The organism is Microcystis ichthyoblabe FBCC-A1114 (genome assembly GCF_050500245.1).
GTDB lineage: Bacteria > Cyanobacteriota > Cyanobacteriia > Cyanobacteriales > Microcystaceae > Microcystis > Microcystis ichthyoblabe_A.
This window is the reverse complement of sequence record NZ_CP191408.1, coordinates 286,478-313,154: the sequence shown is the minus strand read 5'-3', so window position 1 is coordinate 313,154 and position 26,677 is coordinate 286,478. Positions and strand designations below refer to the sequence as shown.

The 26,677-nt window shown below is 43.5% G+C and carries 26 protein-coding genes, 1 tRNA gene and 1 pseudogene; 11 read left to right on the top strand and 17 right to left on the bottom strand.

What is annotated here, in order from left to right; translation table 11 throughout:
- The 4 genes from ACQY1Y_RS01510 to ftsY all read right to left on the bottom strand — a co-directional run bounded on the left by ACQY1Y_RS01510 (position 1) and on the right by ftsY (position 4,303).
- Complete coding sequence (locus tag ACQY1Y_RS01510; protein ID WP_430013825.1) at positions 1 to 1,284, bottom strand: DUF3086 domain-containing protein; 1,284 nt, start codon at positions 1,282 to 1,284, stop codon at positions 1 to 3.
- A 333-nt stretch (positions 1,285 to 1,617) separates the two neighbouring features.
- On the bottom strand, positions 1,618 to 2,034 hold the full coding sequence (locus tag ACQY1Y_RS01505; protein ID WP_108937557.1) for a DUF3119 family protein: 417 nt from the start codon (positions 2,032 to 2,034) through the stop codon (positions 1,618 to 1,620).
- A gap of 39 nt (positions 2,035 to 2,073) precedes the next feature.
- Positions 2,074 to 2,874: a metal ABC transporter ATP-binding protein gene (locus tag ACQY1Y_RS01500; RefSeq protein WP_430013824.1), complete on the bottom strand. Its 801-nt coding sequence runs from the start codon at positions 2,872 to 2,874 to the stop codon at positions 2,074 to 2,076.
- Positions 2,875 to 2,968: 94 nt separating this feature from the next.
- A complete protein-coding gene (ftsY, locus tag ACQY1Y_RS01495; protein ID WP_272015950.1) occupies positions 2,969 to 4,303 on the bottom strand; it encodes a signal recognition particle-docking protein FtsY in 1,335 nt (444 codons plus the stop codon).
- A gap of 225 nt (positions 4,304 to 4,528) precedes the next feature.
- Between ftsY and ACQY1Y_RS01490 the strand changes: the two genes are divergently transcribed.
- Together ACQY1Y_RS01490 and ACQY1Y_RS01485 are read left to right on the top strand one after the other, a co-directional pair.
- Entirely contained in the window at positions 4,529 to 5,116 is a 588-nt protein-coding gene (locus ACQY1Y_RS01490; RefSeq protein ID WP_193977418.1) for a Uma2 family endonuclease, read from the top strand.
- Between the two features lie 101 nt (positions 5,117 to 5,217).
- Positions 5,218 to 5,403: pseudogene (locus ACQY1Y_RS01485) on the top strand (PCP reductase family protein).
- 4 nt (positions 5,404 to 5,407) lie between these two features.
- Here ACQY1Y_RS01485 and moaA read toward each other — a convergent pair.
- Positions 5,408 to 6,397, bottom strand: coding sequence for a GTP 3',8-cyclase MoaA (gene moaA / locus ACQY1Y_RS01480; RefSeq protein WP_002751787.1), 990 nt, complete (start codon positions 6,395 to 6,397; stop codon positions 5,408 to 5,410).
- A 318-nt stretch (positions 6,398 to 6,715) separates the two neighbouring features.
- On the opposite strand from moaA, the gene ACQY1Y_RS01475 reads away from it, so the two are divergent.
- Positions 6,716 to 8,059, top strand: coding sequence for a DUF3370 domain-containing protein (locus tag ACQY1Y_RS01475; RefSeq protein WP_430013823.1), 1,344 nt, complete (start codon positions 6,716 to 6,718; stop codon positions 8,057 to 8,059).
- 7 nt (positions 8,060 to 8,066) lie between these two features.
- On the opposite strand, the gene ACQY1Y_RS01470 is transcribed toward ACQY1Y_RS01475, so the two are convergent.
- Genes ACQY1Y_RS01470 through ACQY1Y_RS01460 form a run of 3 tightly spaced genes read right to left on the bottom strand, consistent with a single transcriptional unit; the run spans position 8,067 to position 9,000 of the window.
- Complete coding sequence (locus ACQY1Y_RS01470; RefSeq protein WP_002738091.1) at positions 8,067 to 8,579, bottom strand: TolB family protein; 513 nt, start codon at positions 8,577 to 8,579, stop codon at positions 8,067 to 8,069.
- Positions 8,580 to 8,602: 23 nt separating this feature from the next.
- Positions 8,603 to 8,818 (bottom strand): hypothetical protein, encoded by a 216-nt coding sequence (locus ACQY1Y_RS01465; protein WP_002737387.1) that lies wholly within the window; start codon positions 8,816 to 8,818, stop codon positions 8,603 to 8,605.
- Positions 8,819 to 8,850: 32 nt separating this feature from the next.
- Entirely contained in the window at positions 8,851 to 9,000 is a 150-nt protein-coding gene (locus tag ACQY1Y_RS01460; protein ID WP_193746295.1) for a hypothetical protein, read from the bottom strand.
- A 297-nt stretch (positions 9,001 to 9,297) separates the two neighbouring features.
- Between ACQY1Y_RS01460 and ACQY1Y_RS01455 the strand changes: the two genes are divergently transcribed.
- The 4 genes from ACQY1Y_RS01455 (at position 9,298) to ACQY1Y_RS01440 (ending at position 14,085) form a co-directional block, all read left to right on the top strand.
- Entirely contained in the window at positions 9,298 to 11,055 is a 1,758-nt protein-coding gene (locus ACQY1Y_RS01455) for a hypothetical protein (protein WP_430013822.1), read from the top strand.
- On the top strand, positions 11,013 to 11,981 hold the full coding sequence (locus ACQY1Y_RS01450) for a DUF1822 family protein (protein WP_430013821.1): 969 nt from the start codon (positions 11,013 to 11,015) through the stop codon (positions 11,979 to 11,981). The genes ACQY1Y_RS01455 and ACQY1Y_RS01450 overlap by 43 nt, the downstream gene beginning before the upstream one ends.
- A gap of 63 nt (positions 11,982 to 12,044) precedes the next feature.
- Positions 12,045 to 12,362 (top strand): DUF433 domain-containing protein, encoded by a 318-nt coding sequence (locus tag ACQY1Y_RS01445; protein ID WP_430013820.1) that lies wholly within the window; start codon positions 12,045 to 12,047, stop codon positions 12,360 to 12,362.
- Positions 12,363 to 12,393: 31 nt separating this feature from the next.
- Positions 12,394 to 14,085 carry a CHAT domain-containing protein gene (locus tag ACQY1Y_RS01440; protein ID WP_287231552.1) on the top strand — a complete coding sequence of 564 codons (1,692 nt, stop codon included), beginning with the start codon at positions 12,394 to 12,396 and terminating at the stop codon, positions 14,083 to 14,085.
- 57 nt (positions 14,086 to 14,142) lie between these two features.
- Here ACQY1Y_RS01440 and ACQY1Y_RS01435 read toward each other — a convergent pair whose 3' ends face one another.
- The 3 genes from ACQY1Y_RS01435 to ACQY1Y_RS01425 are packed head-to-tail and all read right to left on the bottom strand — an operon-like array spanning position 14,143 to position 17,707.
- A complete protein-coding gene (locus ACQY1Y_RS01435; protein ID WP_238406020.1) occupies positions 14,143 to 16,227 on the bottom strand; it encodes a serine protease in 2,085 nt (694 codons plus the stop codon).
- Between the two features lie 27 nt (positions 16,228 to 16,254).
- Complete coding sequence (locus tag ACQY1Y_RS01430) at positions 16,255 to 17,100, bottom strand: S1 family peptidase (RefSeq protein ID WP_223210784.1); 846 nt, start codon at positions 17,098 to 17,100, stop codon at positions 16,255 to 16,257.
- 22 nt (positions 17,101 to 17,122) lie between these two features.
- On the bottom strand, positions 17,123 to 17,707 hold the full coding sequence (locus ACQY1Y_RS01425) for a COP23 domain-containing protein (protein ID WP_287744920.1): 585 nt from the start codon (positions 17,705 to 17,707) through the stop codon (positions 17,123 to 17,125).
- Positions 17,708 to 18,340: 633 nt separating this feature from the next.
- Between ACQY1Y_RS01425 and ACQY1Y_RS01420 the strand changes: the two genes are divergently transcribed.
- A tRNA-Asp gene (locus tag ACQY1Y_RS01420) sits at positions 18,341 to 18,414 on the top strand.
- An 84-nt stretch (positions 18,415 to 18,498) separates the two neighbouring features.
- Here the strand turns inward: ACQY1Y_RS01420 and ACQY1Y_RS01415 are convergent.
- Positions 18,499 to 21,033, bottom strand: a complete 2,535-nt coding sequence (locus ACQY1Y_RS01415) for a glycogen/starch/alpha-glucan phosphorylase (protein WP_430013819.1) — start codon at positions 21,031 to 21,033, stop codon at positions 18,499 to 18,501.
- A gap of 169 nt (positions 21,034 to 21,202) precedes the next feature.
- Here ACQY1Y_RS01415 and hpnA point away from each other — a divergent pair, with 169 nt between their 5' ends.
- Positions 21,203 to 22,189, top strand: coding sequence for a hopanoid-associated sugar epimerase (gene hpnA / locus ACQY1Y_RS01410; RefSeq protein ID WP_430013818.1), 987 nt, complete (start codon positions 21,203 to 21,205; stop codon positions 22,187 to 22,189).
- A gap of 72 nt (positions 22,190 to 22,261) precedes the next feature.
- On the opposite strand, the gene crcB (ACQY1Y_RS01405) is transcribed toward hpnA, so the two are convergent.
- Together crcB (ACQY1Y_RS01405) and crcB (ACQY1Y_RS01400) are read right to left on the bottom strand one after the other, a co-directional pair.
- Positions 22,262 to 22,666, bottom strand: a complete 405-nt coding sequence (gene crcB, locus ACQY1Y_RS01405) for a fluoride efflux transporter CrcB (RefSeq protein WP_002735948.1) — start codon at positions 22,664 to 22,666, stop codon at positions 22,262 to 22,264.
- A gap of 145 nt (positions 22,667 to 22,811) precedes the next feature.
- Positions 22,812 to 23,201 carry a fluoride efflux transporter CrcB gene (gene crcB / locus ACQY1Y_RS01400; protein ID WP_002795171.1) on the bottom strand — a complete coding sequence of 130 codons (390 nt, stop codon included), beginning with the start codon at positions 23,199 to 23,201 and terminating at the stop codon, positions 22,812 to 22,814.
- Between the two features lie 124 nt (positions 23,202 to 23,325).
- On the opposite strand from crcB (ACQY1Y_RS01400), the gene rsmA reads away from it, so the two are divergent.
- Both rsmA and ispE read left to right on the top strand, forming a co-directional pair.
- Entirely contained in the window at positions 23,326 to 24,132 is an 807-nt protein-coding gene (gene rsmA, locus ACQY1Y_RS01395; protein ID WP_430013817.1) for a 16S rRNA (adenine(1518)-N(6)/adenine(1519)-N(6))-dimethyltransferase RsmA, read from the top strand.
- Between the two features lie 17 nt (positions 24,133 to 24,149).
- A complete protein-coding gene (gene ispE, locus ACQY1Y_RS01390) occupies positions 24,150 to 25,091 on the top strand; it encodes a 4-(cytidine 5'-diphospho)-2-C-methyl-D-erythritol kinase (RefSeq protein WP_430013816.1) in 942 nt (313 codons plus the stop codon).
- 21 nt (positions 25,092 to 25,112) lie between these two features.
- Here the strand turns inward: ispE and ACQY1Y_RS01385 are convergent, their stop codons facing one another.
- From ACQY1Y_RS01385 to ACQY1Y_RS01375, 3 genes are read right to left on the bottom strand one after another with little or no spacing between them, the layout of a single operon-like run.
- Positions 25,113 to 25,925 carry an urease accessory protein UreD gene (locus tag ACQY1Y_RS01385; RefSeq protein WP_430013815.1) on the bottom strand — a complete coding sequence of 271 codons (813 nt, stop codon included), beginning with the start codon at positions 25,923 to 25,925 and terminating at the stop codon, positions 25,113 to 25,115.
- Entirely contained in the window at positions 25,925 to 26,449 is a 525-nt protein-coding gene (locus tag ACQY1Y_RS01380) for a hypothetical protein (protein WP_002737570.1), read from the bottom strand. Before ACQY1Y_RS01380 ends, ACQY1Y_RS01385 begins: the two co-directional genes overlap by 1 nt.
- Positions 26,442 to 26,576, bottom strand: a complete 135-nt coding sequence (locus tag ACQY1Y_RS01375) for a hypothetical protein (RefSeq protein WP_002736832.1) — start codon at positions 26,574 to 26,576, stop codon at positions 26,442 to 26,444. Before ACQY1Y_RS01375 ends, ACQY1Y_RS01380 begins: the two co-directional genes overlap by 8 nt.
- Between the last annotated feature and the right edge of the window lie 101 nt (positions 26,577 to 26,677).

Sequence of the window (26,677 nt, the reverse complement as noted above, 5' to 3'; positions counted from 1 at the left end):
TTAATACCAATAACTAGAACTTTGTTGGGGTTCAGGGGCAAAAGCTAACCAGTAGGGGAATTGTAAAAGAGCGAAATTCAGCCGTTCTTCGGTATCATCGATGATAATGAGCGGTGAATACTTATCGTCGATTAAACGTTCCGCTTTTTGAATTAAAGCTTCGGGAGACTCAAAGAGAACGATGCCGCGGTCAGGTCCAAAATCGGCGCGGGAAATGCCGAGACAATCTTGGAGACCGCGCCGCCATTCGCCTAAACGTTCGGGACTATTAGCCAGAACGAGAGAACGGAAGCGATCGCCCTGTAATTCCGCCATAATCGAGATAATTGCCGAAGCGACCAGAATATTCTGGAGACGGCTGCCCATACCGCGAACAGTACCCCGGCCCCCCTGTTTAAAGAACCACTGTTGCACCCGTTCGGCGTGAATTGGTTCAAAAGTGCGCCGTAATTGCCAAGGCGGACCGTAATAGTCAGGACGACTGCGATAACGCTCTAAAAGAGTTTGTATGCGCTGATTTTGCTCAGAAAAGCCCTGTCTAGGGGTGGATTGTCCCACCGGTTCCGATTCATAACCCGAACGATTAGAACGACGGGGTTCTTGCCAATTATCCCGGCCCTGGTTACTGGTACGGGGGGGACGGGGAATTTCTCCGCGATCATCCCGGCCTTGACTGCCACGGGATGGACGGGGGTTTTCCTCTCGTTCAGTTCGCTGGGGAGGTTCCACGGGTCGGGGGGATTTTTCGGGGGTTTCAAAACGGGGTAATTCCAACTGTTCGGCAGCCGCGGCCAAATCCTGTAAACTGCCCACCAGATAGTCTTTAAATCCCTGAACCCGCACGGCTAGATCCTGGGAGACTCCGGCGAAATTACTCCGCATTTCCTGTCGAATCCGCTCACGACGGCGTTCTAACTGTTCGATCGCCACTTCTAAAGCCTGTTTGCGTTGTTCTAGGTCTTTTACGCCCTCCTTGAGCATTCTTTCGATTTGAGCTTTGATATCCCCCAATTCCTCGGCGATCAAGCGTTCTTTTTCCGCTTTTAATGCCGAGATTTCTGCCGCTAGGCTCTGTTTTTGCCGTTCTAGAGCCTCGATTTCTGCTCGTAGGGGTTCCGCCTGCGCTGCGGGAACTAATTCGCCTTCGGGGGCGATTGCCGATGGCAGGGGATTCTCTACTGGGCGATCGTTCCAGAGATCATCAAAACTAAATTCTTCGACAGATTCATTGGGTAAGTCTGTCATTTTGTCAAGGGGTAAAACATTAAAATCTTCTGAATTCATCGGCTTTAGAAATGCAGAGCGAACAAAGGGCCAAGGCAGGCAATTAAGTAAGTGGTTCTAATTAATAGACGATATATCTTGCCTTCGATCCCCCCTGCCCCCCTTAATAAGGGGGGTGCCGATAGGCGGGGGATACCCCCTGCCCCCCTTAATAAGGGGGGTGCCGATAGGCGGGGGATCCCCCCTGCCCCCCTTAATAAGGGGGGTGCCGATAGGCGGGGGATCCCCCCTGCCCCCCTTAATAAGGGGGGTGCCGATAGGCGGGGGGATCTGACAATTTTTAACACCTACCTACTTAAGACGCTATTAGCCAAATCTAATTTTAACTCAATCTTAGTTCGCTTCTGAGTCGATCGCTGGCGATGCTGCTAAAGGATAGTATTTTTCCAGGCACAGTCTCAGGGTTGCGCTGTCAAAGATAATGGGCAAAAAATGAATGCTGTTAATTTCTTTGAAATAAAATAGTATCGGGACTTTATTCCAGAAAATTCGCCAATTTTGCCATTCTTGGTAGGGAAAGGAGCGAATTTGTTGCCCGGACAGATAGACATCTAAGGAGGTAGGGGTAAACTGGAGACGAATGCGGGTAGTCTGGAACATCAAGAATAGGCCTAACAGGGAGAAAATTATTCCGAGCCAGACCTGTAAAAAGAGTAAAGGCAGCGATAAAATTACCAAAAACAGGGGAATTCGATAGTTAGGAGCCAGTTCGATCGTTCCTGTTACTTCTTGCGGGGAAATAGTTGTCATCGGTGTCCCTATCGGCAGTCAGCCAAAATATCTTCGCTTCTAGTTTATCGCATTGTTTTTTGAGAAGCGATCGAGATAATCGAGACTCGATCGGCGATGATCTGGTGGTGTCATGGCATCATAGAAGGAGACTTTACCCCCATAGGCACGCCGGAGATTAAAATCAGTTAAGACCTTAGATCGTTGATCGGCGAGGATCAATTCTTTATTTAAGAGGATTAAATCAGCAAAATGAGTGATAGATTCGCCTAAATCATGATTAACCACCATGACAATTTTATTTTCTTGGGCTAACTCACCAAAGATATTAAAAAGAACCCCCTCGGTTTTTTGATCTACCCCAACGAAAGGTTCATCAAAACAGAAAATCTCCGCTTCTTGGGCCAAAGATCTGGCTAAAAAGACTCTTTGCTGTTGTCCCCCCGACAACTGACCGAGGGGACGATGGCGCAAATCAGCCATTTCCACCCGTTCTAGGGCATTTAAAGCCCGTTGACGACTAATATGGGAAAAAGGACGAAACCAACCCGTTTTTCTGACTCTCCCCATCATTACCACATCCCAAGCGGTGACGGGATAGGTCCAGTCGATTTGAGATCTTTGGGGAACATAAGCGACTTTATCCAGTTGTTGCTGTAGAGATTGCCCTTGATAGTTAACGCTTCCCTGTTGTACGGGAATTAATCCTAGCATGGCTTTGATCAGGGTACTTTTGCCCGCACCGTTGGGACCGATAATACCGGTTAATCGTCCTGGATAAATTTTCAGGGTGATATCCCGTAGGGCCTCCACGCCGCGATAATATACTCCTAGATGACTAACTGTAATTGTCCTTTGCATAGTTTTTACCCCGAGTCTCCAGTTCTAGCATAGCTAAAAATGAGACAATTATGAAGCAACCATGAAAAGATTATGAAAGATAGCTGGGGTGAGATCAATCGCCACTCAGTAAAGCTTCCACGAATTCGTAACTGGAAAAGGGCCGCAGATCCTCGATTCCTTCCCCAGCGCCAACAAAGCGAATCGGTAGGTTAAGCTGACGCGCTACGGCAAGGGCAACACCCCCTTTAGCTGTACCATCGATTTTAGTCAGGATCACGCCGCTTAATTGGGCAGCTTCCGAGAAAACCTCTGCTTGTCGCAGGCCGTTTTGTCCTAAAGTGGCATCGAGAACTAGAAGGGATTCCACCACGGCACTCTCGGCTTTTTTGTCGATAATGCGGCGAATTTTGCTTAATTCTGCCATTAAGTTCTTTTTATTCTGCAATCTTCCCGCCGTATCCACTAAGAGTAATTCTATCTCCCTGGATTTAGCGGCTTCGATGCCATCGTACACCACGGCGGCCGGGTCGGTATTTTTGCCCGGGTTGGCAATGACTTCGACTTGCGATCGCTCTCCCCAAACTTTCACCTGTTCCACGGCAGCAGCGCGAAAGGTGTCGGCAGCGGCTATTATACAACTATAGCCAGATTGTTTAGATAAATGGGCTAATTTGCCGATAGTCGTCGTTTTACCCACTCCGTTAACTCCTGTGAGCATCCAGATATTTAATTTACCTTTTTCTGGCTCAAAACCGGGGTTGCTATAATTGGCTAAAGGTGCATCTAAAATCTCGCGGATAATTTCTTTGAGATATTCGATCGCTTTTTCGGGGGGCAGAGCTTCCTGTTTTAGCTTATTTTGGAGGGTAGTGATAATATAATCGGTGGCATCTACCCCCACATCGGCCTGAAGCAATAAAGCTTCGATTTCCTCCACCGCATCTTGATTGAGGGGACCCTGACCGACCACGGCCTTAAGCTGATTGACCAAGCTGCGGCGCGTTTTGCCTAAACCCTGACGCAATTTTTTTAACCAGGTGATTTCTTCTTCTGAAACGTCCTCTGCTTGTCGTCCCTGATTGGCTAAAACTTTGGCCGACCAGATAAAATCTTCATCCGGTTCTGTGGGAGTTTCGATGGCGGTTTCTTTGAGAATTTCGAGGCGATCGGATTTTTTCAGCCATGCGGGGGTATTATCCTCGGTTTCTTCTTCTTTAACTGGTTCTTCCTCTTGCGGAGGTTCCGTTTCAGCAATAGATGTTTCAGGGGTTTCGCTCACGACGGCCTCGGCCGTGGCTTTTTTCTCTTGAATATTTTTAAAGGCTTTTTTGGCCCAATCTAAATACTCTTCCTGACTGGTTGCCTCGCTGGGGGTTTCCTCTACGGGTGCGGGGGGTGCTTGTTCTTGTTCGGGTTGGACTTTCTGACGACGGAACCAGTTAAACATAGGAGAAACTAAACATAAAACTATTTATCTAGTTTATTTTAACCTTTGAAGTGAGCAATTTTGATAGTTAGATTTTTAATTATGGATTTCTCAGCATTTTTTGCCGGAGATTAAGGAAAAAATATAATCCGAGCCACTCAATTGATAACCTTCCTCAAGGATAACTTTGTCTCTTTTTAGAGAAATGCTGTATCCTAGAAAATAGAATAGGAAGGAGAGTCAAAAATGTTAACCACTACTGAAACTAAATATTATACTCCCGAAGAATATCTCGCCCTAGAGGAAACGTCCGAAGATAAAAATGAATATCGTCAAGGAGAAATTATCCCAATGGTAGGAGCCACCACTAATCACAATCAGATTTGTCTAAATTTTTGCCGTAATTTTCCCTTAAATATCAATAATCAAGATTATTATACCTACATGGAAACGGTGCGTTTATGGCTGTCAGATTATAGCATTTACACCTATCCTGATGTGATGGTGATTAAAGGTCAACCTCTCTATCAAGGTAATAGTCAATCTAACGTGATCAATCCTTTAATTATTGTCGAAGTTCTCTCTAATTCTACCCAAGCTTATGACCGAGGAGATAAGTTTAAATTCTATCGTTCTCTGCCAACTTTTCAGGAATATATTCTGATCGAACAATCTAGTTATAGTGTGGAACGTTACTATAAACAAAAGGATGATCAATGGTTAATTGATTTCGTCACGGGGGAAAATGCGGTTTTACAATTGGTGTCGGTGGATTGGCAGATTTCTTTGCAAGATTTATATCAAAGAGTCAATTTCGACCTAGCAGAAACCTAAAATTAAAAGAAAGGTCAAAAAGAGTCGCTATCAAGAAACTCATTATCTCAAAATAGCTAATCTTTTTTGGTACAATAGACGGACTACTATATGTTAAATCTATGGAAGCTCTAGATTTTTCCGATCAACTACAATAGACCGCAGAAGCCAAGGCAAAACTGAAAAATATTCCCTACTTTGTTCGTTCCCAAGCGCGTCAAAGGATAGAAGAATTAGCTCGTCATGCTGGTTCCGATCGAGTTACCGTGGAAATGGTAGAACAGGCTAGAGTAGAATTCGGACAGTAGATTTTTAGCCGCCAATTTGCGACATAGTACGGGTATAAATGCCACTTGATGTGCCGGAATCACGCAGTTTAAAGTTTATTTCTGCCTTCAGTTCTATTAATTCCCGCACTCTTTCCCTGATTTCTACCGGCGAAATTCCCTGACGGAGGGCAGTTTTTAGGTCAATTTGTCCGGTTTCGTTGAGGAGACAGGGACGCAACCAACCATCGGCCGAAAGACGTAGGCGGTTACAGCGATCGCAAAAACATTCCGACATCTGACTGATAAAGCCAATTGTACCCTTAGCCCCCGGAATTTGAAAAACATCGGCCGGACCATTTCCCCGCACTTGACCCTCATTTAAACCCCATTTTGCCCGAATTCGCCCTCTTAATTCCTCGTTCGCAATCCAAGCTTTTTCTTGAAATAAATCACCGTTACCGATGGGCATAAACTCGATAAAACGGACGTGCCAACGCTTCTCGATGGTCAAAGCCGCTAAATCCTCCACTTCTGCCTCATTTATCCCCGGAATCACCACCACATTCAATTTTAAGGGGTCAAAACCCACCCTCTGGGCCGCTTGAATACCTGCCCAAGTTTTTTGCCAACGACTCCGGCCGCGATTACCGATAATTTTATCGAAAGTGTCGGGGTCGAGGGAGTCCAAACTGATATTAATCCGTCTTAGTCCGGCTTCATACAACATTTCGGCTAAATTGTCAAGTAAATAGCCATTAGTGGTCAAGGCTAAATCGCTAGTGGCAGATAAAGAGGCGATATCGCGCACAATCTCCACTACTTCGGGATGTAAGAGAGGTTCCCCACCAGTAAGGCGAAATTTGCGGAAACCAAGGGGAATAAAGACATTTTTGACTAAAGTAAGAATTTCCTCCCGGGTGAGTAAGTCTTGCGGTCGAACATAGGCCAATTCTGCATCTTCAGGCAGACAATACTGACAGCGAAAGTTACAGCGATCGATTAAACTAATCCTGAGATAGTCAATTTGGTTCATGTTCACGGGGAAATACTGTTATAAAACTTCATGAATTTATCATAACAATTCCGGCTCGATCGATATCTAGACATCGGGCTAAGTTTCCAGAAAACCACGGCTACATCTAGATTTTAGTCTATGATGACAATAGATTTGCTCAATGGCAAGGGCAAATAACGATTGGGAAATTTGATAATTTTTCTTGATTGTACTTAACCAAAAATGTCAGCTAACACCAGAAAGAAATATTAAACAATCCTCTAGATATGGACAAACAGAATACTATCTAAATTGAGCGAGCCAATAATGCTATGATCAAAAATTAATTATCTTGAGATGGTAATTTCTGTGATGTTACCTTTTTTACTACCCATTGCCCAAACTCCTCCTATTGTAGAAATAATTCGACCGGTGCAGGTGCGTCCTTTACCGAATCAACTAGATCAAGTTCCCGTTTTTAATAGTAATAGTCCCGAATTATTGTTAGGAGAAGGGATTTTGCTTTCGACTTTTCCCCCTCAAGAGAAAAGTTTTCCCTCGGCCCATTTAAATTATGCTTTTCAGGGACGCTTTGATATTTTTGCCCACCATGTAGCGAGGGGGAGTTTTCCCGATAATTTACGCACCCTTTATTTGGGGATATTACTCCACAATCCCAGTCCTAATCCCGTGACCGTTAAAATTCTGCAAGGAGCTAGTTATTTGAGTCAACCCGATGCAGCTTTTATCGATTTACCCGCACAAGTGGAAAATAATCAGGGGACGGTTTTTGCCGGGCCGGGAAGTCGGGTAATGGGGGATATTTTAATGGGGCAGCGTCAGGATATTTTTTCCGATAGGATTATTATTCCCCCTGGGGAGAGTTTTATGGTCTTAAATGCGGCGATTCCCGTGCGCGATTTGACTCCCCCTTTAAACGGTAGGTCCACTTATCTCCGTCTGGAAAGTGACGGTCTTCTCTACGCTGCTAGTTTAGCTCTTTATGCACCCCTAGACGAAAATGGGCAGGAAAGACCCCCAAATCTGACAGAGTGGCAAAATTTGCTAGAAAAAGGCGATTTATCGACTCCGCGGGATCGAGCGCCCACTCCTCCCCATAGTCAAGGACAGATAATTTATGGACGGGTAGCGGGGGTGTCCCAAGGTTCAGCTTGGCCCGCCCGATTGGTCGATCGAGCTTCTTTATGGTTAAATATTCCTGATTCTGGTCAATCTATAGCCTATGGGATTAGTACCCTACCCGGGGGCAAATTGGGAACGGAACAAAATCAAAGTGCTAGTATGTTAGTTCGCTATCCCGATACGGCCTATCAAGCTCATGGTAATTACGGTGTGGAATATCGGTTAAGTTTACCTCTATTTAATCGAAGTGATGAGGCGAAAACGGTGACTATTGCGCTAGAAACACCGATTAAAGAGAATATTATCGGTCAGGGTTTGCGTTTTCTCGATCCGGCTGCCCCACAGGTGTTTTTTCGGGGAACAGTAGCCGTCAATTATAGCGATGACCAAGGACAGGCACAAAGCAGATTTTTCCATCTCGTCCAAAGACGCGGACAAGAGGGGCAATCTTTAGTGACTCTGACTATTCCTCCGGGGGATTGGCGTGTAGTACAGGTAAATTTTTTATATCCACCAGATGCGACCCCTCCGCAGGTTTTAACGATTAAGACCGAGTAGAACAAGTTTAAAATTGGCCGTTAACGATCGCAATATTCCATTGACCGTCTTGGTTGGTTTCAAAGGCAATTTGGCGACCATCACCGCTAATGGTGGGATTGCGGACGCTTCCCCGCAGGTTAGCGGTTAATAGGGTTGCACGGGACTGGGAACGATCATAAACCATGACATCACTTTTACCGCGTTCGCTGGAGATATAGGCAATTAAACGACCGTCAGCATTCAGAGATGGCTGATCTTGGCTAGAATCGCCACGATTTAGGTTAGGAAGATTAACTAAGCGCTTTTCTTGCAGATCGAATAGATATATACTACGACGACCGGAGCGATCGGAAGCGAAGGCTAAATAGCGACCATCAGCACTATAACTGGGGAATTGATCGGGAGCAAAACTATTTAAACCACCGGCGGGAACTTGAGGAGTGATCAAGAGAGGGGAATTACAGCCACTTATCCCCGATAACAGCCCAAAAGAGGCCAAAAATCGCCCCAGCCAGACAAAAAAAATTTTTTCTTTCATCTTGACTTTCGACCCCAAATGTGCTAGTAACTTTCTTCCTTGCCGACGGTTTTGAGGGTAAGTAGTTGATTGCCTTGACTGAGACTATCGGCGATCGCTTCTCGAATCGGTAGGTCAATACTGGTTTCAGCGAGGATTTCTTGGGCTTTTTGCCGCAAATCTGCCCCGGTATCGGCATCTACTTGGTCTAGATCGAGTAATTCCTGCGATAGCTGTTCGATCGAATTCGGGTTAGTCATAGCTCAGGCTCCCAACAAGCTTAATTACACTTTTATTGTATTGTAAAGAATAAGGCTTCTGTTTGTTTTTGATTTTTCTCAGCGATTAAGGGACTTTGACAAGCAATTAACTTTTCTGATGGATAATCTTCACTCTCAAATTCCACTAAGTTCACTCGATCGAATAATACTAATTGAATCACTATACACGGCCGCCATTTTAGCCTAAACTTCCCCCATTTGTCTATTTAAGGAATATTACAATAAACACGGGGTATATAAAGAAAAGTTAATGGGTTTATCCATTGATGGATAAGGGTTTTCGGCTATTGTAGTAGATATGTATGGGGTGGGAAGTTCAGCAATACTACCCAATCAGCACCCTCAAGTCTGGCGGTTTAGTGGAAGAGCAGTTTATTGTCCGCATGGCAAGAGGAAAGGCTAGAATTAGAGAAGATTTTAGACTTTAATAGCAATTACATTTTCTAAGTAGTACGGCTATGAGCATCAGCGATCCCACTAGCCAAAAAGCCTCGTTAACTCAGCTAAATCGCGCTCTCCGGCACTTTACCGACCGACACGAGTTAACCTTGCGATTTGCAGAATATCTCAACGATGACGAGCTTGACCCCCATAAAATCCTATTCTTCTATGGGGATGGTGGCAATGGCAAGTCGCTGCTGCTGAAATTCTTATTGGAAAATTGTTGCAAGCGCTTTCCTTTAGAAACTTGGACAGAACTTAAAACCAAAACCCATCCTGAAATTGTTGAGTTTATTAAGACAATTACTGACTGGGAAAGTGACTTTCAATTTGTGCCAGCCACACTGTTGGATTTTGAATCCCCAGCCAGGTCATCGCGACCAGAACAACCTCAAGAAGCCTTTGACGGGCTACTGATTTTGCATAATCAGTTAATAACCAATGCTGTTCGCTTGGGATATAAACTCTCTTTTCCGCTCTATGAATTTTCTTGCATCTGGCATTTAAAACAGACAGGAAAACTCACGAATGAAACTGATATAACTAAGTGGTTTCCTTCACAAGAGTTATTTGTAGTTGGTGGGATTATTAACACAATTAAAACGATCGCTCAGGAGAACAAAGACTTGGCGGCCATACTAGGCTTGCCCGGTACCTTAGCGACACTAACAGCCAGCACGTTGAATCTCATAGCAAAACATTTGGGTAAGGACTTGAATCGTTACCTAAATGGTCGAGGACTCCAGAAAAAAGATTTTCAACGGATCACCGAGTTAGACCCCGATACGGAATTGATTGTTGCTTTACCTAACTTTTTTGCGGAAGATCTCAAGGTCGCCATGCAAAGAGAGGGCGCTCCTGAAAAACTGGTGCTGTTTTTCGACACCCACGAAGCCTTTTGGGGAGAAGGGCGCAATCAAGGAAGTGCCAGATTTTTCAAGCAGGATGAATGGCTGCGGTGTCTGTTGTCGCAGTTGTTGGAGTTGCCCCAAATTGTCATCGTCATGGCAGGACGGGAAATTCCCCAGTGGCATCGAGCCAGCTATTGTTCAATTACAGCGGACAAGTTAGAGTGCAGGCAAGTGTTCAACTTTCAAGTAACCGATGCCCTCGACTACCTACAAAGAGTAGGAATTGAGGATACCCAAGTGCAGCAGAGCTTGATTGCCTATAGTAGTTTTGATGGCGATTCCGTTCATCCTCTCTTGCTGGGGCTATGCGCGGATTTAGTCAGGATGGCGCCAGAAAAAAAAGAAGCCTTTACCGCCGCCGACTTTCAATCCGTTTCCGAGACAGGAGAGGGATTTAATCGGAAATTAGGGATTTTGGTAGAAAGACTCCTGAAATACACGGACAGGGTGTTGGAAGATGCGGTTTATGTCTTGAGTGCCTGTCGAGCCTTTAATGAAGACCTTTACTTTCATCTGGGCGAATCCTTGAAATGCAATCCCTCCCATGCTGCCTTTGACTCGCTCCTCAGTTTTTCCTTCGTCTGGCAGGCAGAGCAACAAGGTGAAGGGTGGTATCGTCTTCATCCCTTCATCCGTCGTTTCAACCACGAGCAGAAGCGGGAGCGAACCCAGGCTGCCCATCAGGTCTTGGAGCGGTACTATCGAGAAAGGGGCAATCTGGCTGAAGCTCTCTATCATGCTTACTGGCAAGAACCTCTGAGAGCAAAAGAGGAGTGGATCGAAGTTTTTGGAAAAGCCAACCAACAGGAGGACAATGAACTATGTCAGGCACTAGCGGAAATCAAGAAAGAAATTCCTTTCTAGACGGTCAAATTGCCCAATTAATCGGGGATTATCTAACTCGCTTGCAGCGATATGAGGAAGCTAGGGAGGAATACCAAGAAGCTAGTGAAGGGTATGAAAATATCTCTCCCGCTTCCCCGGACTTTGAGACAGCCCAAAATAACCAAAAAGTAGTTCTGGGAAAACTTAATCGCTTACCAGAGCGGCAGAAATCCAGTCAAGACTACCGTTTAGAAAAGCTCTTTGCTGTTGAAAAGGAACAATCTCGTTCAGTTTCCTTAAAAAGCCGAGTCAATTTGAGCCAATGGTTACAAAATGTTTTTGAGGAAAGCTGGCAGACGATTGAACAGCTTTTTGCACCTGGAGAACCCTGTTTTGCCTATGCTTATGCCTTACGCGAGCGCGGGGCTGATTTTATGGATTCCAAGACGGTTCGCGATTTAATTGAGACGATTTATACCAGTCAGGAGGAGCATCGCCGCAGACAAGCAGCACTGCGCTTGGGAGAGATGGGAACTGCATCTTCTGAGGTATTGGCGGCTCTGACTCACTTGCTGGGGGTAACTCAGGATGAAGAAACCCGTTGGAGTGCGGCAGAGAGTTTATGGCGGCTCGCTCCGCATAACTTGGCAGGTGGGTTGAGGAGAGTTAAAGATTTAGGAATGCTGATCGGGGAACACCCAGTGACTCTAATGGTGGCTGTCTTGCCTAAAACTGACCAAATGATAGCGGTTCTCCTCAGGGTCTATCCGATGCGAAACCAGAAATATTTGCCTGCCCACTTACAATTAGTGGTGCTGGATGAGGCTGGGAAAACCTTTTTGGAAACTGAGGCAAGAGAACTGGACAATTACATCCAACTCAAGTTTAGTGGTTCACCGGGAGAACAGTTCAGTGTCAGGGTGGGACTGGGAGAGGCAAATATTACCGAAGATTTTACCCTCTAGCAGAACTTTCCCCCTGAGAAATTGCTAGGAACTAAAGTACAAGTAAACGGAGAAAGTTTAATCATGAAAACCGCACTAACCGAATACAAGCATATTCAAATAGACGAACGCGGGATACCAATCATTGCAAGCTCGACAATGAAGGTGATTGATCTGGTGATGGCTCAGATGGCTTACGGTTGGACTCCTGAAGAAATTCAAATCAACCATCGCCATTTGAGTATGAGTCAGATTCACTCAGCCTTCGCCTACTATTGGGATCATAAAGAAGAATTGGACGGGGCGATCGCTGCCGATCTGGAATATGCCCAAAAAATGCGGCACTCAGCGATCGAGTCGCCTTTTGTGGCCAGACTTAAAACACAAGGAATTCTCAAGTGAGCCTCAAACTTTATTACGACAGGTGGTAGCGATGGCTAAGTTAGTGACTGTTAAATTGGGAGAAGGCAACTGGGAACAGGGATTTCCCGTTATCCTGCAAATTGCTGAGGAAGGCTCCCCTCCTTCGATCGAAGTTACAGGTAGATTGCCAAGCGCTCCGGAAATTCCCCAAAACTATGACCAATGGCAGTCTAGTTATAGACATTTGCCTGTTGTTGTCAGGCTAACAGCACCTGCTACCCAAATTACCAATGTTTCCACTACTGCCGACTGTCGCCAGACCCTTCAAACTTTGCAAGATAGCCTCAAACGCTGGCTGAACTCCGAGTCGTTTCGTCCAGTGAGAGAGCGTCTGTTAGAGAATTTGAACCGTTCCGAACCCATTCGCTTCATCATTCAAGCTGGGGATGGCTATTTGCGGCGGCTACCTTGGAATTTGATTGAGTTCTTTGACCATTATCCCAAGTCAGAGGTTGCGATCGCCGCTCCTGTCTTTGAAAAAATTGTTAGCCCACCTTCCCCCACCAAAAGGCTGAGAATCTTGGCAATTTTAGGCAATAGCGAGGGCATTGACGTGACGGCAGATAGACGCTTCTTGGAGAATTTGCCAGGGGCTGAGACGGTTTTTTTGGTAGAACCGCCTCGACAAAAGATTAGCGAACAACTTTGGGAACAACACTGGGACATCCTTTTTTTTGCCGGACACAGCCATACGGAAGGGGAAGTGGGGCGCATTTATATTAATCAAAGGGAAAGTTTGACTATCGGTGAGTTAAAACATGGTTTGAGGACAGCGATCGAAGGGGGGTTACAGTTAGCCATTTTTAACTCTTGTGATGGGTTAGGGTTGGCCAAGGAATTGGAGAATTTGCAAATTCCTCAAGCGATCGTCATGCGAGAACCTGTACCCGATAAGGTGGCACAGGAGTTTTTAAAGCATTTTCTCAAGGCATTTTCTAGGGGTAAATCTTTGTATTTGTCGGTGCGGACGGCGAGAGAACGTCTAGCTGAAGAAGGATTAGATACGGAACTGCCGGGGGTGATGGGGCTGCCCGTTATTTGTCAAAATCCTGCTGCCGTTCCTATAATTTGGCAAACTCAGAAGAGGCTGCCTATCCGTTTTTGGATAGCACTTCCCTTTGTTTTTGCCGCTTCGATGGCACTGGTGTTTATTATACCTAGCATTATCTCAATGTCAAATCACAATGAAAATTCACCTCCAAATCGACCGCCAGAAATTGAAACCTATCAATTCCACAAGTACGGAATTTCAATAAAATATCCCCGTAACTGGCAATTACAAGAGGGAAAAGGCGACCTAGAAGGATCAGGAATTTTTGTCAAATTTTCACCAGATAAAAACGATTTATCCTCTTTTCCTCCTCGCCTTACTATTAGCCTAGACGAATATTTGATTGGTCCACCTATGTTAGACGATTATGTGAATGACACTATCTCTAAAATAATAAATCAACAAAACTCCAGCATTATTCTTAGGTCTGAGCAGACGACCTTAGCGAATAATCAAGCTCATCTCATTGAGTATACTTGGCAAGATGATCTAGGTTTTCAGTTGAAATCTTTACAGTTCTTAATGATAAAAGGAGAAAAAATTTACAGAATCACCTACACGGCGGAAAATAAAGAATTTCCTGAGTTTTTGCCGCTTGTAACAAAGGTTATGATTAATTCATTCCAAGTTGAACTGAATCCAAATCTCTAGCAAAATATGAGGAGAAAAATCAATTTTGATAACAGGTCTACAGATTGAGAGAGAAATTTATACTCTTCCACCTAGAAGCTCATTAATTCTGTCAATCGCATCTTGGTAATCTTCTTTTCTATTTTGTTGTTTATAAAGTTCTGCTGCTTTTTTAAAATCTTCTAAGGCTTTTGGTTTTTCTCCGAGATCTCTATATGAAAGCCCGCGGTTGTAGTAAGCATTCGCCCAATCGGGAACCAGACGAATAACCTGAGTATGATCATTAATTGCTCCCCGATTATCTCCCAACTCACGATGAATCAAACCTCGCTCAAAGTACGCAATGTGATATTGAGGATCGTTGAGAATTGCTTGATTATAATCCTTGAGTGCTTCCTGATAAGCTTTAAACCGATTAGAATGAATCCAACCCCGAAGAAAATAGGCACGAGCATCTTTGGGGTTGAGGCTAATAGCTTGGTTCAGATCTTTAATAGCTTCTTGGTGTTCCCCTAATTCATCTCTAGCATCTGCCCGTTCTCTGTAGGCAGCTGCATATTTTGGGTTGCGCTTAATTGCTTCATTGTAATCGGATATTGACCCTTTATAATCTTTTAAGTAATAGCGGGCGTTTCCTCTGCCGAAATAGATACTCGCAGATCTAGGGACAGCAATATTCTCCTTAGTTAGAGTAACATCAAAATCTCCTCTATCTTTGCGTCTAAGCTTCAAGGTGACTTGAGTAACCGACTCACTGCTCATTTGATTAACAGTTAGTTCAACTAAATCTTCCGCACTTTTGTTCAGTGTTGATTTACCATTAATAGCTATAATTAAATCATCTAGAATCAAGCCTTGTTTGAAAGCAGGAGAGTTTTCAAAAATCTTGGTAATAATTAGCCCTTGACCAGATTCATGTCTCCGATATTGAAAACCCAAGCCAGAGTATTCTAAGAAGTTAAGGGCTTGAGTATAATCAGAGATCGCTCCTTGGTAGTCTTTTAAAGAATAGCGGGCATCGCCACGATTTTCGTAAGCCAGAAAAACATCAGGGTCGAGGCGAATTGCCTCAGTGTAATCCAAGATTGCTTTCTGATATTCCCCGAGTTCTGCATAGACAGTTCCTCGGTTGTTATAAGCTCCGCTGTATTCTGGATCGAGACGGATCGCATGGCTATAATCTTCGAGCGCACCTTGGTTATCTTCACTATAATCACGAGCTAAACCACGCCAAAAATAAGCTCTGGAGTTGTTCGGGTTCAGCTTGATAACTTCAGTCATATCCGCAATGGCTGCTTGATATTTGTTTTGCTCGATATATGCGATGCCTCTTTGTAAATAAGCATCAACATTGTTAGGTGAAATTTGCAAAACGCGATTGTAAGCTGCAATCGCTTCTTCATAGTTACCGCTATTGGCCTTAGATATTCCTAGAGTTAGTAAGTCTTCTGCAGTAGGCTGAAGAGCTACCGCAGGTGGCGATAGTACTGGATTATTCCGAGCCGCCAAAAAAGTTTTGATAGGAATTGCCAACCTCAAAGCTCTATCATCTGGTGACTCACGTAGCCCATTAATACCAATTAGAAAACCCTTTTCATCTAACAACGGACCCCCTGACATCCCAACAAAGATAGTATTATTAACAACTAAAGCATAACCTCCACCTTCTGGCGTAGAGCGTCGTTCTATAAAAGAGCCAACATTAAAACTGTATTCACGTTTTTCGGTTTTTGGTTGTTTAGCCGTCCAACCCGAAGCGTAAACTATTGCAGAACCTATGATTTTGTCAGAATCGCCTAACTTAGCAATTCTATAATTTTTATTACTCTCAAACTCCACTACTGCTAAGTCTAGCCCTGGTATTTCTTTTCTATTATAAATAGGATAACGATTTCCATCTGAGGTTTGAATTTCATATTGTCCTGCTTGAAATTCATTACTTTTGTCGTTATAGAAAACATGACGACAAGTTAAGACAAAATATTTGTTACCTTGTCGGTCAAAAATCACCCCAGAGCCAGTTCCTGCACCGTCAATTTTTACCGTAATTTCTTCAGCAATAACTTGAATCTCTTGAAGTGTCAACGCTATAGCAAGCTGAGGTTGCACTAGACAAACCACTGCCCCAATTAGTGCGACTGGAATTTGATAGGAAAATTTCATCATTATCATATTTCTTTTGAAGAATTACTACTGCTTGTGGGTTCTGAGTGCTGGAAGTCCTAACTGTTTGAAGGTTTCAATGGGGATTCCCCAACTATATTGGCTCATTTTCTTATGTTGATCTGGTGTTGCTTCAGAATTATCTGTAAATTCATAGGGAATATCCCAGAGAGGTTCTGCGTGCATTCCATTAATAGCAATAACTTCACCCCGATGATTGAATAGTGGCCCCCCGCTCATTCCTTTTTCAATTACATTAGTATAGCCAATTTGATAGCCACCTTTTAAGGGCTTACTTAGTATCTGCGTGACTTTCCCGCTGGTAAAAACAAAGCCAGTATTATAGTCTGTAATGGACGGTGAGATTGGCCTTGTAGATGATTCTACTGACAAGGGAAACCCTGCAGCAAACACCTCTTCTCCCACTATCGCAGGATCACCAAAAGACGCTACTTTATATACAACCTTAAAGCTACGAAACTGCAACAAAGCCAAATCATTACCCTTAAATGATACAGACTGGAATAAATTAGCTAAATAAACATGGCCATCTGAAGTCTGAATATGATATGGGGGAGTACCAGATCTCAGGACATGGGCATTAGTCAGAACTGTATAAACTGTTCCCTGCCGGTTTACTAGGAATCCCGACCCTATGACTTCTCTTGAGAGAATTCTGACTGTGATAGACTGAGCCTGTTTTGGCAATTGCTCCGATATTAAAGATAGCCCAGCCGCTTGCCAAGATAAACCCAAAAGAGAAATCTTTGAGTCTCTACTTGGAATAGACACCCCACCATTGAGCAACCCAAAAGGAATGAAGATCGATGAACTCCCCATACAAGCAACTACTATTACTGTCCACCACCGCATATTAGTTTGTTTTGTAATTCACTCACTGATCCCAAATGTCTGAATTTTGATCAAATGGCGAGAAAAAATTTGAAGGATCCACCCCTCCCAACAAACTGTTTACATCTAGGTAGAATTCGCCATTGACTTTGGAAATTTCGCTATCCCCACTTAGAAGGACGGGTTTACCTGAAGCAAGTCTGGCATTATCTTTGATCTGTTCTAAAATAATCTCAGGATTTGTCCCGCGTTTGAAAGTCACTAGCACTCCGTCTTTAAGACAAGGGCCGCCTTTAAAAGTGGCAACGCACAAGATAGGTTCCCCTCTGAGTATTGCCGCTTTAATAAACTTCAATGTACCATTGGAGTAAAATCTTTGGAATCTTTGAGATACAATTACACAACGCTGTTGAGGAGTATGAGGTGGAGGAAAAGAATCGTCTTGCCAACGAATTAGCTCAACATTACCCGCAAGTTCAGTGACAACAAAGGTTGCAGGTCCTCCTTCTCTGCTCATACTGCAAAAAAACTTCTGAGTTTGAGCAGAACTGGGCTGCCCACCAATAGCCAAAGCCCCAACAGCCAGCGTACTAGCCGCCATTAGTGAAGCGAACAAGTTAAGTTTCATAGAAACCTCCTTCTTAGTCTGTCCACAACTGGATTCTAGCTCAAAGTCTTTGCTGCGGGTGTTAGCTCAAGGACTTTTTTTGATAATTCTTTACATTTTTCCTGATTGACTTGATTGGGATTTTTTGGCTTTAACTAACGGATCGGCTCTCCCCGGTTTGGTGGGTAAAATGTATTCTAAGATACAGTCTTGCGGGCGAGGGAGTGGAACGAACCACAGAGACACAGAGGACACAAAGATCGATCGCTACTATATAAGTTAAACTTATCACACAAAGTCGAGAAGAGCCACGGATCTTCTCGTTTCTGTGTGGAAGGAAGAGGAATAGGGATAATTTTCCAGAACTATAGTCTTCAAAGCCTTGCCTAGCAAGACTACTAGGAATGATCAGCACTGATTATCATACAAAGTCGAGAAGAGCCGCAAAAACTCGCATTGTGACCGTTTGAAGTATAGCAAATCCGTTTTTGATCGATAGTACGATTAACTCCCAATCCAACTTTCAAAACCCAGTTATCAATTGTTTCCCCCCTCTCCCCATCTCCTCTCTCCCCACTCCCTCAAAAAAAATTTTCCCAGAGATGCTTGACATAACCCTGATGATGAAGTTACAATTGGAATTGTCGCAAAAATGGGATTGTAGTTCAATTGGTTAGAGCACCGCCCTGTCACGGCGGAAGTTGCGGGTTCGAGCCCCGTCAATCCCGTAAAATCTAGATTAGAGTCGCTCAAGGCTGGTTATCCTGTGGGCAGTAGGATCGATGAAGACGTTCCCACTGCCTAGATTTGTTCTAATTTACCGATAAACCGGCATTAGCTTGAATATAATCGGGTAATTCAATCTTTACCGGTTGTACCCGCCAGATTTCCTCGCAGTATTCCCGAATCGATCGATCGCTAGAGAATTTCCCCATGCGGGCCACATTAAGAATTGCTAAACGACTCCAATGTTCTTGATCTTTATAGGCCCAACCGACTCCTTCCTGACAATCGATATAGGACTGATAATCGGCCAGTAACATATAGGGATCATTGTAGATAAGATTATCCACAAGCGGACGGAATAAACTACTATCACCCCGGCTAAAAAATCCCGAACCAATGAGGTCTAATACTGCCCGCAATTCTTCGTTATGGTAATAGTATTCTTGGGGATTATAACCGGCGGCTTTCTTAGCATAAACCTCCTCGGTTGTCAAGCCGAAAAGAAAGAAATTTTCCGCTCCCACCTCTTCACGAATTTCGATATTTGCCCCATCGAGAGTGCCGATAGTTAAGGACCCATTCATAGAGAATTTCATATTACCAGTTCCCGAAGCTTCTTTCCCGGCCGTGGAAATTTGTTCGGACAAGTCGGCAGCTGGATAAACCCGTTGACCGAAGGTGACATTATAATCGGGTAGGAAAACCACTTTTAACCGTCCTCCAATTGTCGGATCATTATCGATCACTTCTGCCACAGAATTAATCAATTTAATGATTAATTTCGCCATAAAATAACCCGGGGCTGCCTTACCACCGAAAATAAAGGTACGGGGGGTAATATCGAGATTGGGATTATTTTTGAGGCGATGATAGAGAGTGACGATATGTAAAACGTTGAGATGTTGCCGTTTATATTCGTGAATGCGTTTTACCTGCACATCAAAGAGGGTACTAGGATCAACTTTAATGCCGACTTTTTTAGCGATATAATTGGCTAAATCTGCCTTAATATCGTATTTAATTCGTCGCCAAGAGTCCCGAAATCCACCGTCATCCACATAGTTTTCTAAACCGCGTAAATCCTCCAGATGCTTAATCCAATTTTCGCCGATTTTTTCGGTAATCGCAAAAGTCAAGCGGGGATTACTAGAAACTATCCAGCGCCGGGGAGTAACTCCATTGGTTTTGTTGCTAAACTTTTCGGGAAAGAGTTCATAGAAATCGCGCAGAACATCTTTTTTCAGTAATTCTGTATGGAGGGCTGCCACCCCATTAATTGCCTGAGAACCCACACAGGCAAGGTGAGCCATACGGACGTATTTTTCGCCGCTTTCATCGATTATAGATAAACGGGACATTTTGCCGTCATCATGGGGATAAATAATGCGAATTTTATCCAAGAAACGATGGTTAATTTCGTAGATAATTTCCATTAATCGCGGTAAAAGACGACCAAAAATACTCAAAGGCCATTTTTCTAAAGCTTCTGGCAAAAGAGTATGATTGGTATAGGCGAAGGTATTTTGAGTGATAAACCAAGCTTTATCCCAATCGAAATGATGCACATCAATTAACAAGCGCATTAACTCAGCTACCCCGACAGAAGGGTGAGTATCATTCAATTGTACCGACCATTTTTGATGAAAATTATCTAGACTGGGGTTCTCGTACAGGTGAATACGAATTAGATCCTGTAGAGAACAGGAAACAAAGAAATATTGCTGTTCTAAACGTAGTTCTTTGCCTTGAATTGGTTCATCATTAGGATAGAGAACTTTACTGATATTTTCCGAGTGAACTTTATTATCCACCGCACCATAATAATCGCCGCGATTAAAGCGTCCAAAATCAAAAGATTCACAAGCTTCTGACTTCCATAGACGCATGGTATTAGCGGTGTTAACTCGATAGCCGAGAATTGGGGTATCGTAGGGAATTCCTTTGACTACATAATCGGGAATCCAACGACTGCGATAATTACCATTTTCGTCGGTATAGGATTCGGTATAACCGCCAAATTTTACCTCTACTCCCGCTTCCGGTCGGGCAATTTCCCAGGGATTTCCATACTGTAACCACTTATCGGTTATTTCCACCTGCCAACCGTCGTGAATTTCTTGATCAAAGATACCAAATTCGTAGCGAATACCGTAACCAATAGCTGGAATTTCTAGGGTAGAAAGGGAATCGAGATAACAGGCAGCTAAACGACCTAAACCACCATTTCCTAACCCCGGTTCTTCTTCTTGGGCAATTAATTCTTCTAGTTTTAATCCCGATTGGCTGACAGCTTTCTGGACCTGTTCGTAGATACCGAGATTAATTAAATTATTAGCTAAATGGGGACCGACTAAAAATTCGGCCGAGAGATAACAAACGGTTCTGACATCTTTTTTTAGATAGGTTTGTTGGGTGGTTAACCAACGCTGCAATAAACGATCGCGTATGGTATAAGCTAGGGCCATATAAAGATCGTTTTTGCTGGCTAATTCCGGTAATTTACCTTGAATATAGAGTAAATTATCCCTTAAAGCCCGTCGGATAGTTTCTGTGTCTAATCCTGTTCTATCATCTTCGATGATAATCGGACAAACAAAAGTTGACTCTGGAGATGGATTCATAGGAGCATTTTTACTGAAGATTGGCTGCTCTTAGTCTAAGATAACCCGCCCTGAAATTGTATCAAGAAAAGCTTAAATCTTGACTAAGATTAAGGTATAGTAATGATGAAGTTAAGGTAATTAAATTTCAGTTACCGATAGGAAGCAAAAATAGGGGAAAGTTTGAGCAATGCGTGCTTTTGTGACGGGTGGAACAGGTTTTATCGGGGCGAATTTGGTGCGATTGCTTTTAGTCGAAGGCTACCAAGTGCGCGTCCTCGTCCGTCCCCAGAGTAATCTCAGAAATTTGCGGGGTTTAGATCTCGAAATTGTCTGGGGTAATTTAAATGATGAGAACTTATTTAAATTAATGGTCGGATGCGAAGTTCTCTTTCATGTAGCGGCGCACTATTCTCTCTGGCAAAAGGATAGATATCAATTCTACCAAAACAATGTTTTAGGCACAAGAAATGTCCTGGAATCGGCGCATTTAGCGGGAATTACCAGAATAGTTTATACCAGTTCTGTGGCGGCTATTGGAGTAGGTAAAAAGGGTGAAAGTGTCGATGAAACTTATCAAAGTCCCGCCCATCAATTAGTGGGTTATTATAAAAAATCGAAGTATTGGGCAGAACAGGAGGCATTCAAAGCAGTACAAAGAGGACAGGATATCGTTATAGTTAATCCTAGTACGCCCATAGGAGCATTTGATATCAAGCCTACACCCACCAGCGACATTATTCTCCGTTTTTTGCGGCGAAAAATGCCCGCTTATGTGAATACGGGATTAAATCTAATTGATGTGCGCGATGTGGTCTGGGGACATTTATTAGCTTTAGAAAAGGGCAGAACTGGCGAAAGATATATTTTAGGTCATCAAAACACTTCTTTAAAAACTTTGTTAACAGAATTAGCCGAAATTACCAGCATAAATGCCCCGAAAATTGTTTTACCTTTTTGGATTCCTTTACTAATATCTTGGTTGGATGAAAAAGTTCTTCCTGTCTTCGGAAAATCGCCCTCTATACCCCTTGATGGCGTGAAAATGTCAAAACAGTCCATGTACTACGATTCCTCGAAGGCAGTGCAAGAACTGGGCTTACCGCAATCGCCGATTAGACAAGCTTTAGCTGATGCCGTCAATTGGTTTCAAACCAATGGAGACATTACTTATTAACACTGAGTAGGAAAGGAAAAAGATGGTCTCAATTGTGCTTAGATATTTATCTATTTTTGCGCCCTTAATAATTCATCTAGGAAAACCTGTTCTTGCTAAAATAACTCCAATTTTAAGCGCAATCATCCCCCCAAGAACACTGCCCAACCAGTAAATTAAACTGAAAGTCACGTTTCCCTGCTCTAAAAACTTGTTGACCTCCAAACTATAGGTGGAAAAAGTTGTATAGGAACCACAAAAACCCGTGGCAATCATCAATCCTAATTCTGGGGCAATTATGCGAATATTTTCCTTAACCATAGTAAAAATATAGGCAATAATTAAACAACCAGAAATATTGACAAAAAATGTCCCCAAAAATCCCCATTCTTGACCGAAAATACTGTCAATTAATTCTCCGATATAAAAACGACTCAAAGCCCCAAAAATAGCTCCAATCGCCACGAATAAACTATAACGTCCCCTGAAAAAATTCATGCTGTCTCTCCTGCCCTTCAATAGTCAATAAATTGGAGAATTAAGTAGCTGATTATAATTAAATTAAAAATGGATTTTAGGTTCGATCCCCCCTTAATCCCCCCTTGATAAGGGGGGCATCTGATAGTTTTTAACGCCTACCTACTTAACCTAGAAAAAATTGGGCAATAGCTGCCCCGATTCTCACGGCAATCAATCCGAAAATTATACTAGCAACGGCAAAAAAAAGACTGAGAAAATTTTGCTGATTGCGCCAGAGGATCAAGATATCTAAACTATAGGTAGAAAAGGTGGTATAAGCTCCTAAAAATCCCGTTCTAACCATTAAATCTAGTGCGTGGGAATAAAAGGGAAAACTGGGTAAAATAGCCCAAAAAAAGCCGATAGCTAGACAGCCAGTTAAATTAATAATAAAGGTTCCATAGGGAAAGCGCAAGCCGAATTTTGCTTTTGTCCATTCGGTAATATGATAACGAGATAACGCCCCCGGAACCGCTCCGGCTACAATTGCGAAAACATCGTTCAAATCTGACATTGTATCTAATTTTTTTGCTATCTTTGCCTAGGCTCTATGATAATTGATGCGTTTATCGATCGCATGGCCCATATTTTCAGGGGTGTTATTGTCGAGAACAACCCTCTGATTTTAAAATAGAGGTATGAAAATTCAACCGCGTAAACGTTTTGGACAACATTGGTTAAAAGATGAATCGATACTCGATCGCATCATCGGCGCTGCTAATTTACAATCAGAGGATCGGGTATTAGAAATCGGTCCGGGTACAGGCATTTTAACCCGTCGTCTTCTCGATGGCGCTCAATTGGTTGTCGCTGTAGAAATCGATCGAGATCTATGGACAATTTTAAATAAAAAATTTGGCCAACAAGATAACTTTCATCTCATCCCGGGCGACTTTCTTAGCCTTAAACCGGAGCAACTGCCGCCGGTTAATAAAGTAGTGGCTAATATTCCCTATAATATCACCGGTCCGATCCTCGAAAAGCTGCTCGGTTCGATCGCCCATCCCTTCACCCCCCCTTACCAGAGTATTACCCTCTTAGTCCAGAAAGAAGTCGCCGAAAGATTAGTCGCTGTCCCCTCCACCAAAGCTTACAGTGCTTTGAGCGTCCGCGTTCAATACCTTGCCGATTGTCAATGGATTTGTGATGTACCCCGGCGAGCCTTTTCCCCACCTCCCCGGGTGGATTCGGCGGTAATTCAGCTTTTACCCCGTGTTTTGCCGAATAATGTCAGTAATGCGGCCTTTTTGTCCACTTTAGTTAGCCTTGGTTTTGCCAACCGGCGCAAAATGTTACGCAATAATCTAAAAAATTGTCTAGATAGCGATCAATTAAGCCAAATCCTGACACAATTAGAAATTAATCCCCTCGCTCGCGCCGAAGATCTCAGTTTATCGCAATGGATTGACTTGGCGGAAAAATTAGGTCAATTGCCAAAATTTTAGATTTTTTTCCTTGACAAATGCACAGTTATACCCTTCTAGCCCCCGCTAAAATTAACTTATATCTAGAAATCGTTGGCGATCGCCCTGATGGTTTCCACGAGTTAGTCATGGTGATGCAGACGGTGGCATTATGCGATCGCATCACTCTCCGGCCCAACGGATTGCAGGAATTCCGCCTCTTTTGCTCTCATCCCCTCGTCCCCCAAGATAGCAGTAATCTCGCCCATCGGGCCGCCACTTTGATGGCGAAGGAATTCCCCCGTCTCTTTGCCAATTACGGCGGTATCGATATCACCATCGAGAAATATATTCCCGTGGCTGCCGGTTTAGCGGGGGGTTCCACCAACGCAGCGGCGGTGTTAGTCGGTATCGATTTAATCTGGGAATTAGGGTTAACCCGTCCGGAATTAGAAACTTTAGCGGCAAGATTGGGGTCTGATACTTCCTTTTGTGTGACAGGAGGAACGGTTATCTGTACGGGAAGGGGAGAAATTCTCGATCCGATCGCTCCTTTAACCGGATTATGGGTGATTTTAGCTAAATACGATCATTTATCCGTTTCTACACCCTGGGCCTACCAAAGCTATCGGCAAAAATTTCAGGATACCTATCTGTCTTCTCCAGAGGAATTTCATCACCGTCGTCAGCAGGTAAGTTCTGGGGCTTTGGTACAAGCGATCGCCCATAAACAACCAGCCGCTATCGGCAAATTTATCCATAATGACCTCGAAAAGGTGGTTTTACCGGAATTTCCCCTCGTAGCAGAGTTAAGACAGGTTCTAGGGGATTTAGGCGGCTTGGGAACGATGATGTCAGGCTCTGGCCCGACGGTTTTTACTCTCTGTTCATCTCAAGAAGTGGCGGAAACTATCGTTAAAGAGGCCCAGGAAATTCTCGTCGCTCCCGATCTACAATTTTGGATAGCCCCAATCACCGATACAGGCATTCAAGTGACTTGAGAAAATTAAAATTGACCGCCTTTACCAAGATAACCAAACTCGCGGAATAATTGCCTCTCGATCGCTCATTTCTCGCCTTAAAATTTGCCAAACCTGCTGAAACCATTGTCGCACTTCACCGCTAGAATTACCCCGATAACGACACAAAAGACCATCTCCTAAAGTGTTAGTAACTCCCATCTCCCCTTCTAGGGAAAAATCTCTCACTTTCTCAATTAAATTTCTGCCCACCGGTTGACCGATATAAACTAAAGTACCGATCAGGGCGCTATCATTTAAACCAGAAAATCCCTCGATCATTTTACCACCCAACAGGAAGGATCGATCGAGCCATAAAGGTTGTCCTGAGCGCCAAATTTCCCAATTAGAATGCCATTCTCCCGCTAAAAATTTCTCGCCTCGCGCACTGCGACCAAAACGGGTAATTTCCCATCCCAACCAACTGCTATTTTCCCCTAAATCCACTCGTAAATGTTGGCGAAATGCTGCACCATTAAAGATAATTGTTTCTTGGGGTAGCCATTCTAAACCGGCATTGTCATCGATTTTAATCTCGATTAATTGCTGTGCCATCTGACCATTACTCTGGTAAACTTTTCCAGCAGAAGCAGTGGTAATCAGGGCATTAGTAGCGGCTTGGAGATGAATTTTTTGTTGAAGAACATCACCCCCAACTATTCCCCCCGCAGTGTGTAAAATCACCGTGTGACAAAGGTTTTTTCCCTCGGGATAAAAAGGTCTTTGTACTTTTAAAGGGGCGGTAGCATAGACGTGATTAATCTGGGTTGCGAGATTTTTTTGCTTGTAAATTAGTTCTAGGTTTCCCTGCCACATTATTGCTCCTCAGTCATGGTTTCTAGAAATTGCCGATAATTTTCAGGACTAAGATTAATTTTAACTTCTATTTGCTGTTCTTTATCCCTGATCAGTAAAATATATTCACTTTCCGCTTTTTTGCCGACTAGGAGAGGATTTTTTAGCTCGAATTTTTTATAAACTAGATGGGGTTTCGTCACCCGAATAACTAAACTAGCTTGGGATTGAGGATAAATGTCTAATTGCTCCCGTTCCCGATCTAAAATTAATTGTTTAGGTGTCATGCTTCTTTCGTCAGCAAAAGTAGATTTATGCCAATAGAGGGTAATCCCGCGAATTTGGGGCATTTGGAGGCTAAACTTTTCATCAAAACCTTGCTGCTCCCAATTAATATCTTCCAGAGAGCCAGTATCGGGAATTAAACGCTGTTGCCAGAAGACTTCCTTAAGATTTAAATCTTGCCACCATTGGCTAATAATTTGGAAATTCTCCAGATTATCGGGGTGGGGATTGGCACTTTGCCAGAGGAGAGGATTAAGCATTTTGGGGGAATTTTTGGGCTGGGAAAATCAGGTTAATAGTTTTCGCTGGAGTTAAGGGATCATTAATCTCAATTATCATCGATTCTCGAGCTGCCGATCGGGCCATGGTATTAACTCTCGATCGCATTTTTATTTTATCCTAAATTATCGGGGGAAAAACTGCTAAAAAATCCGATTTTGTCCCCCTGTGAGCTGCCTTGACGATCTTTTGATTCTGATTAAGAGGCT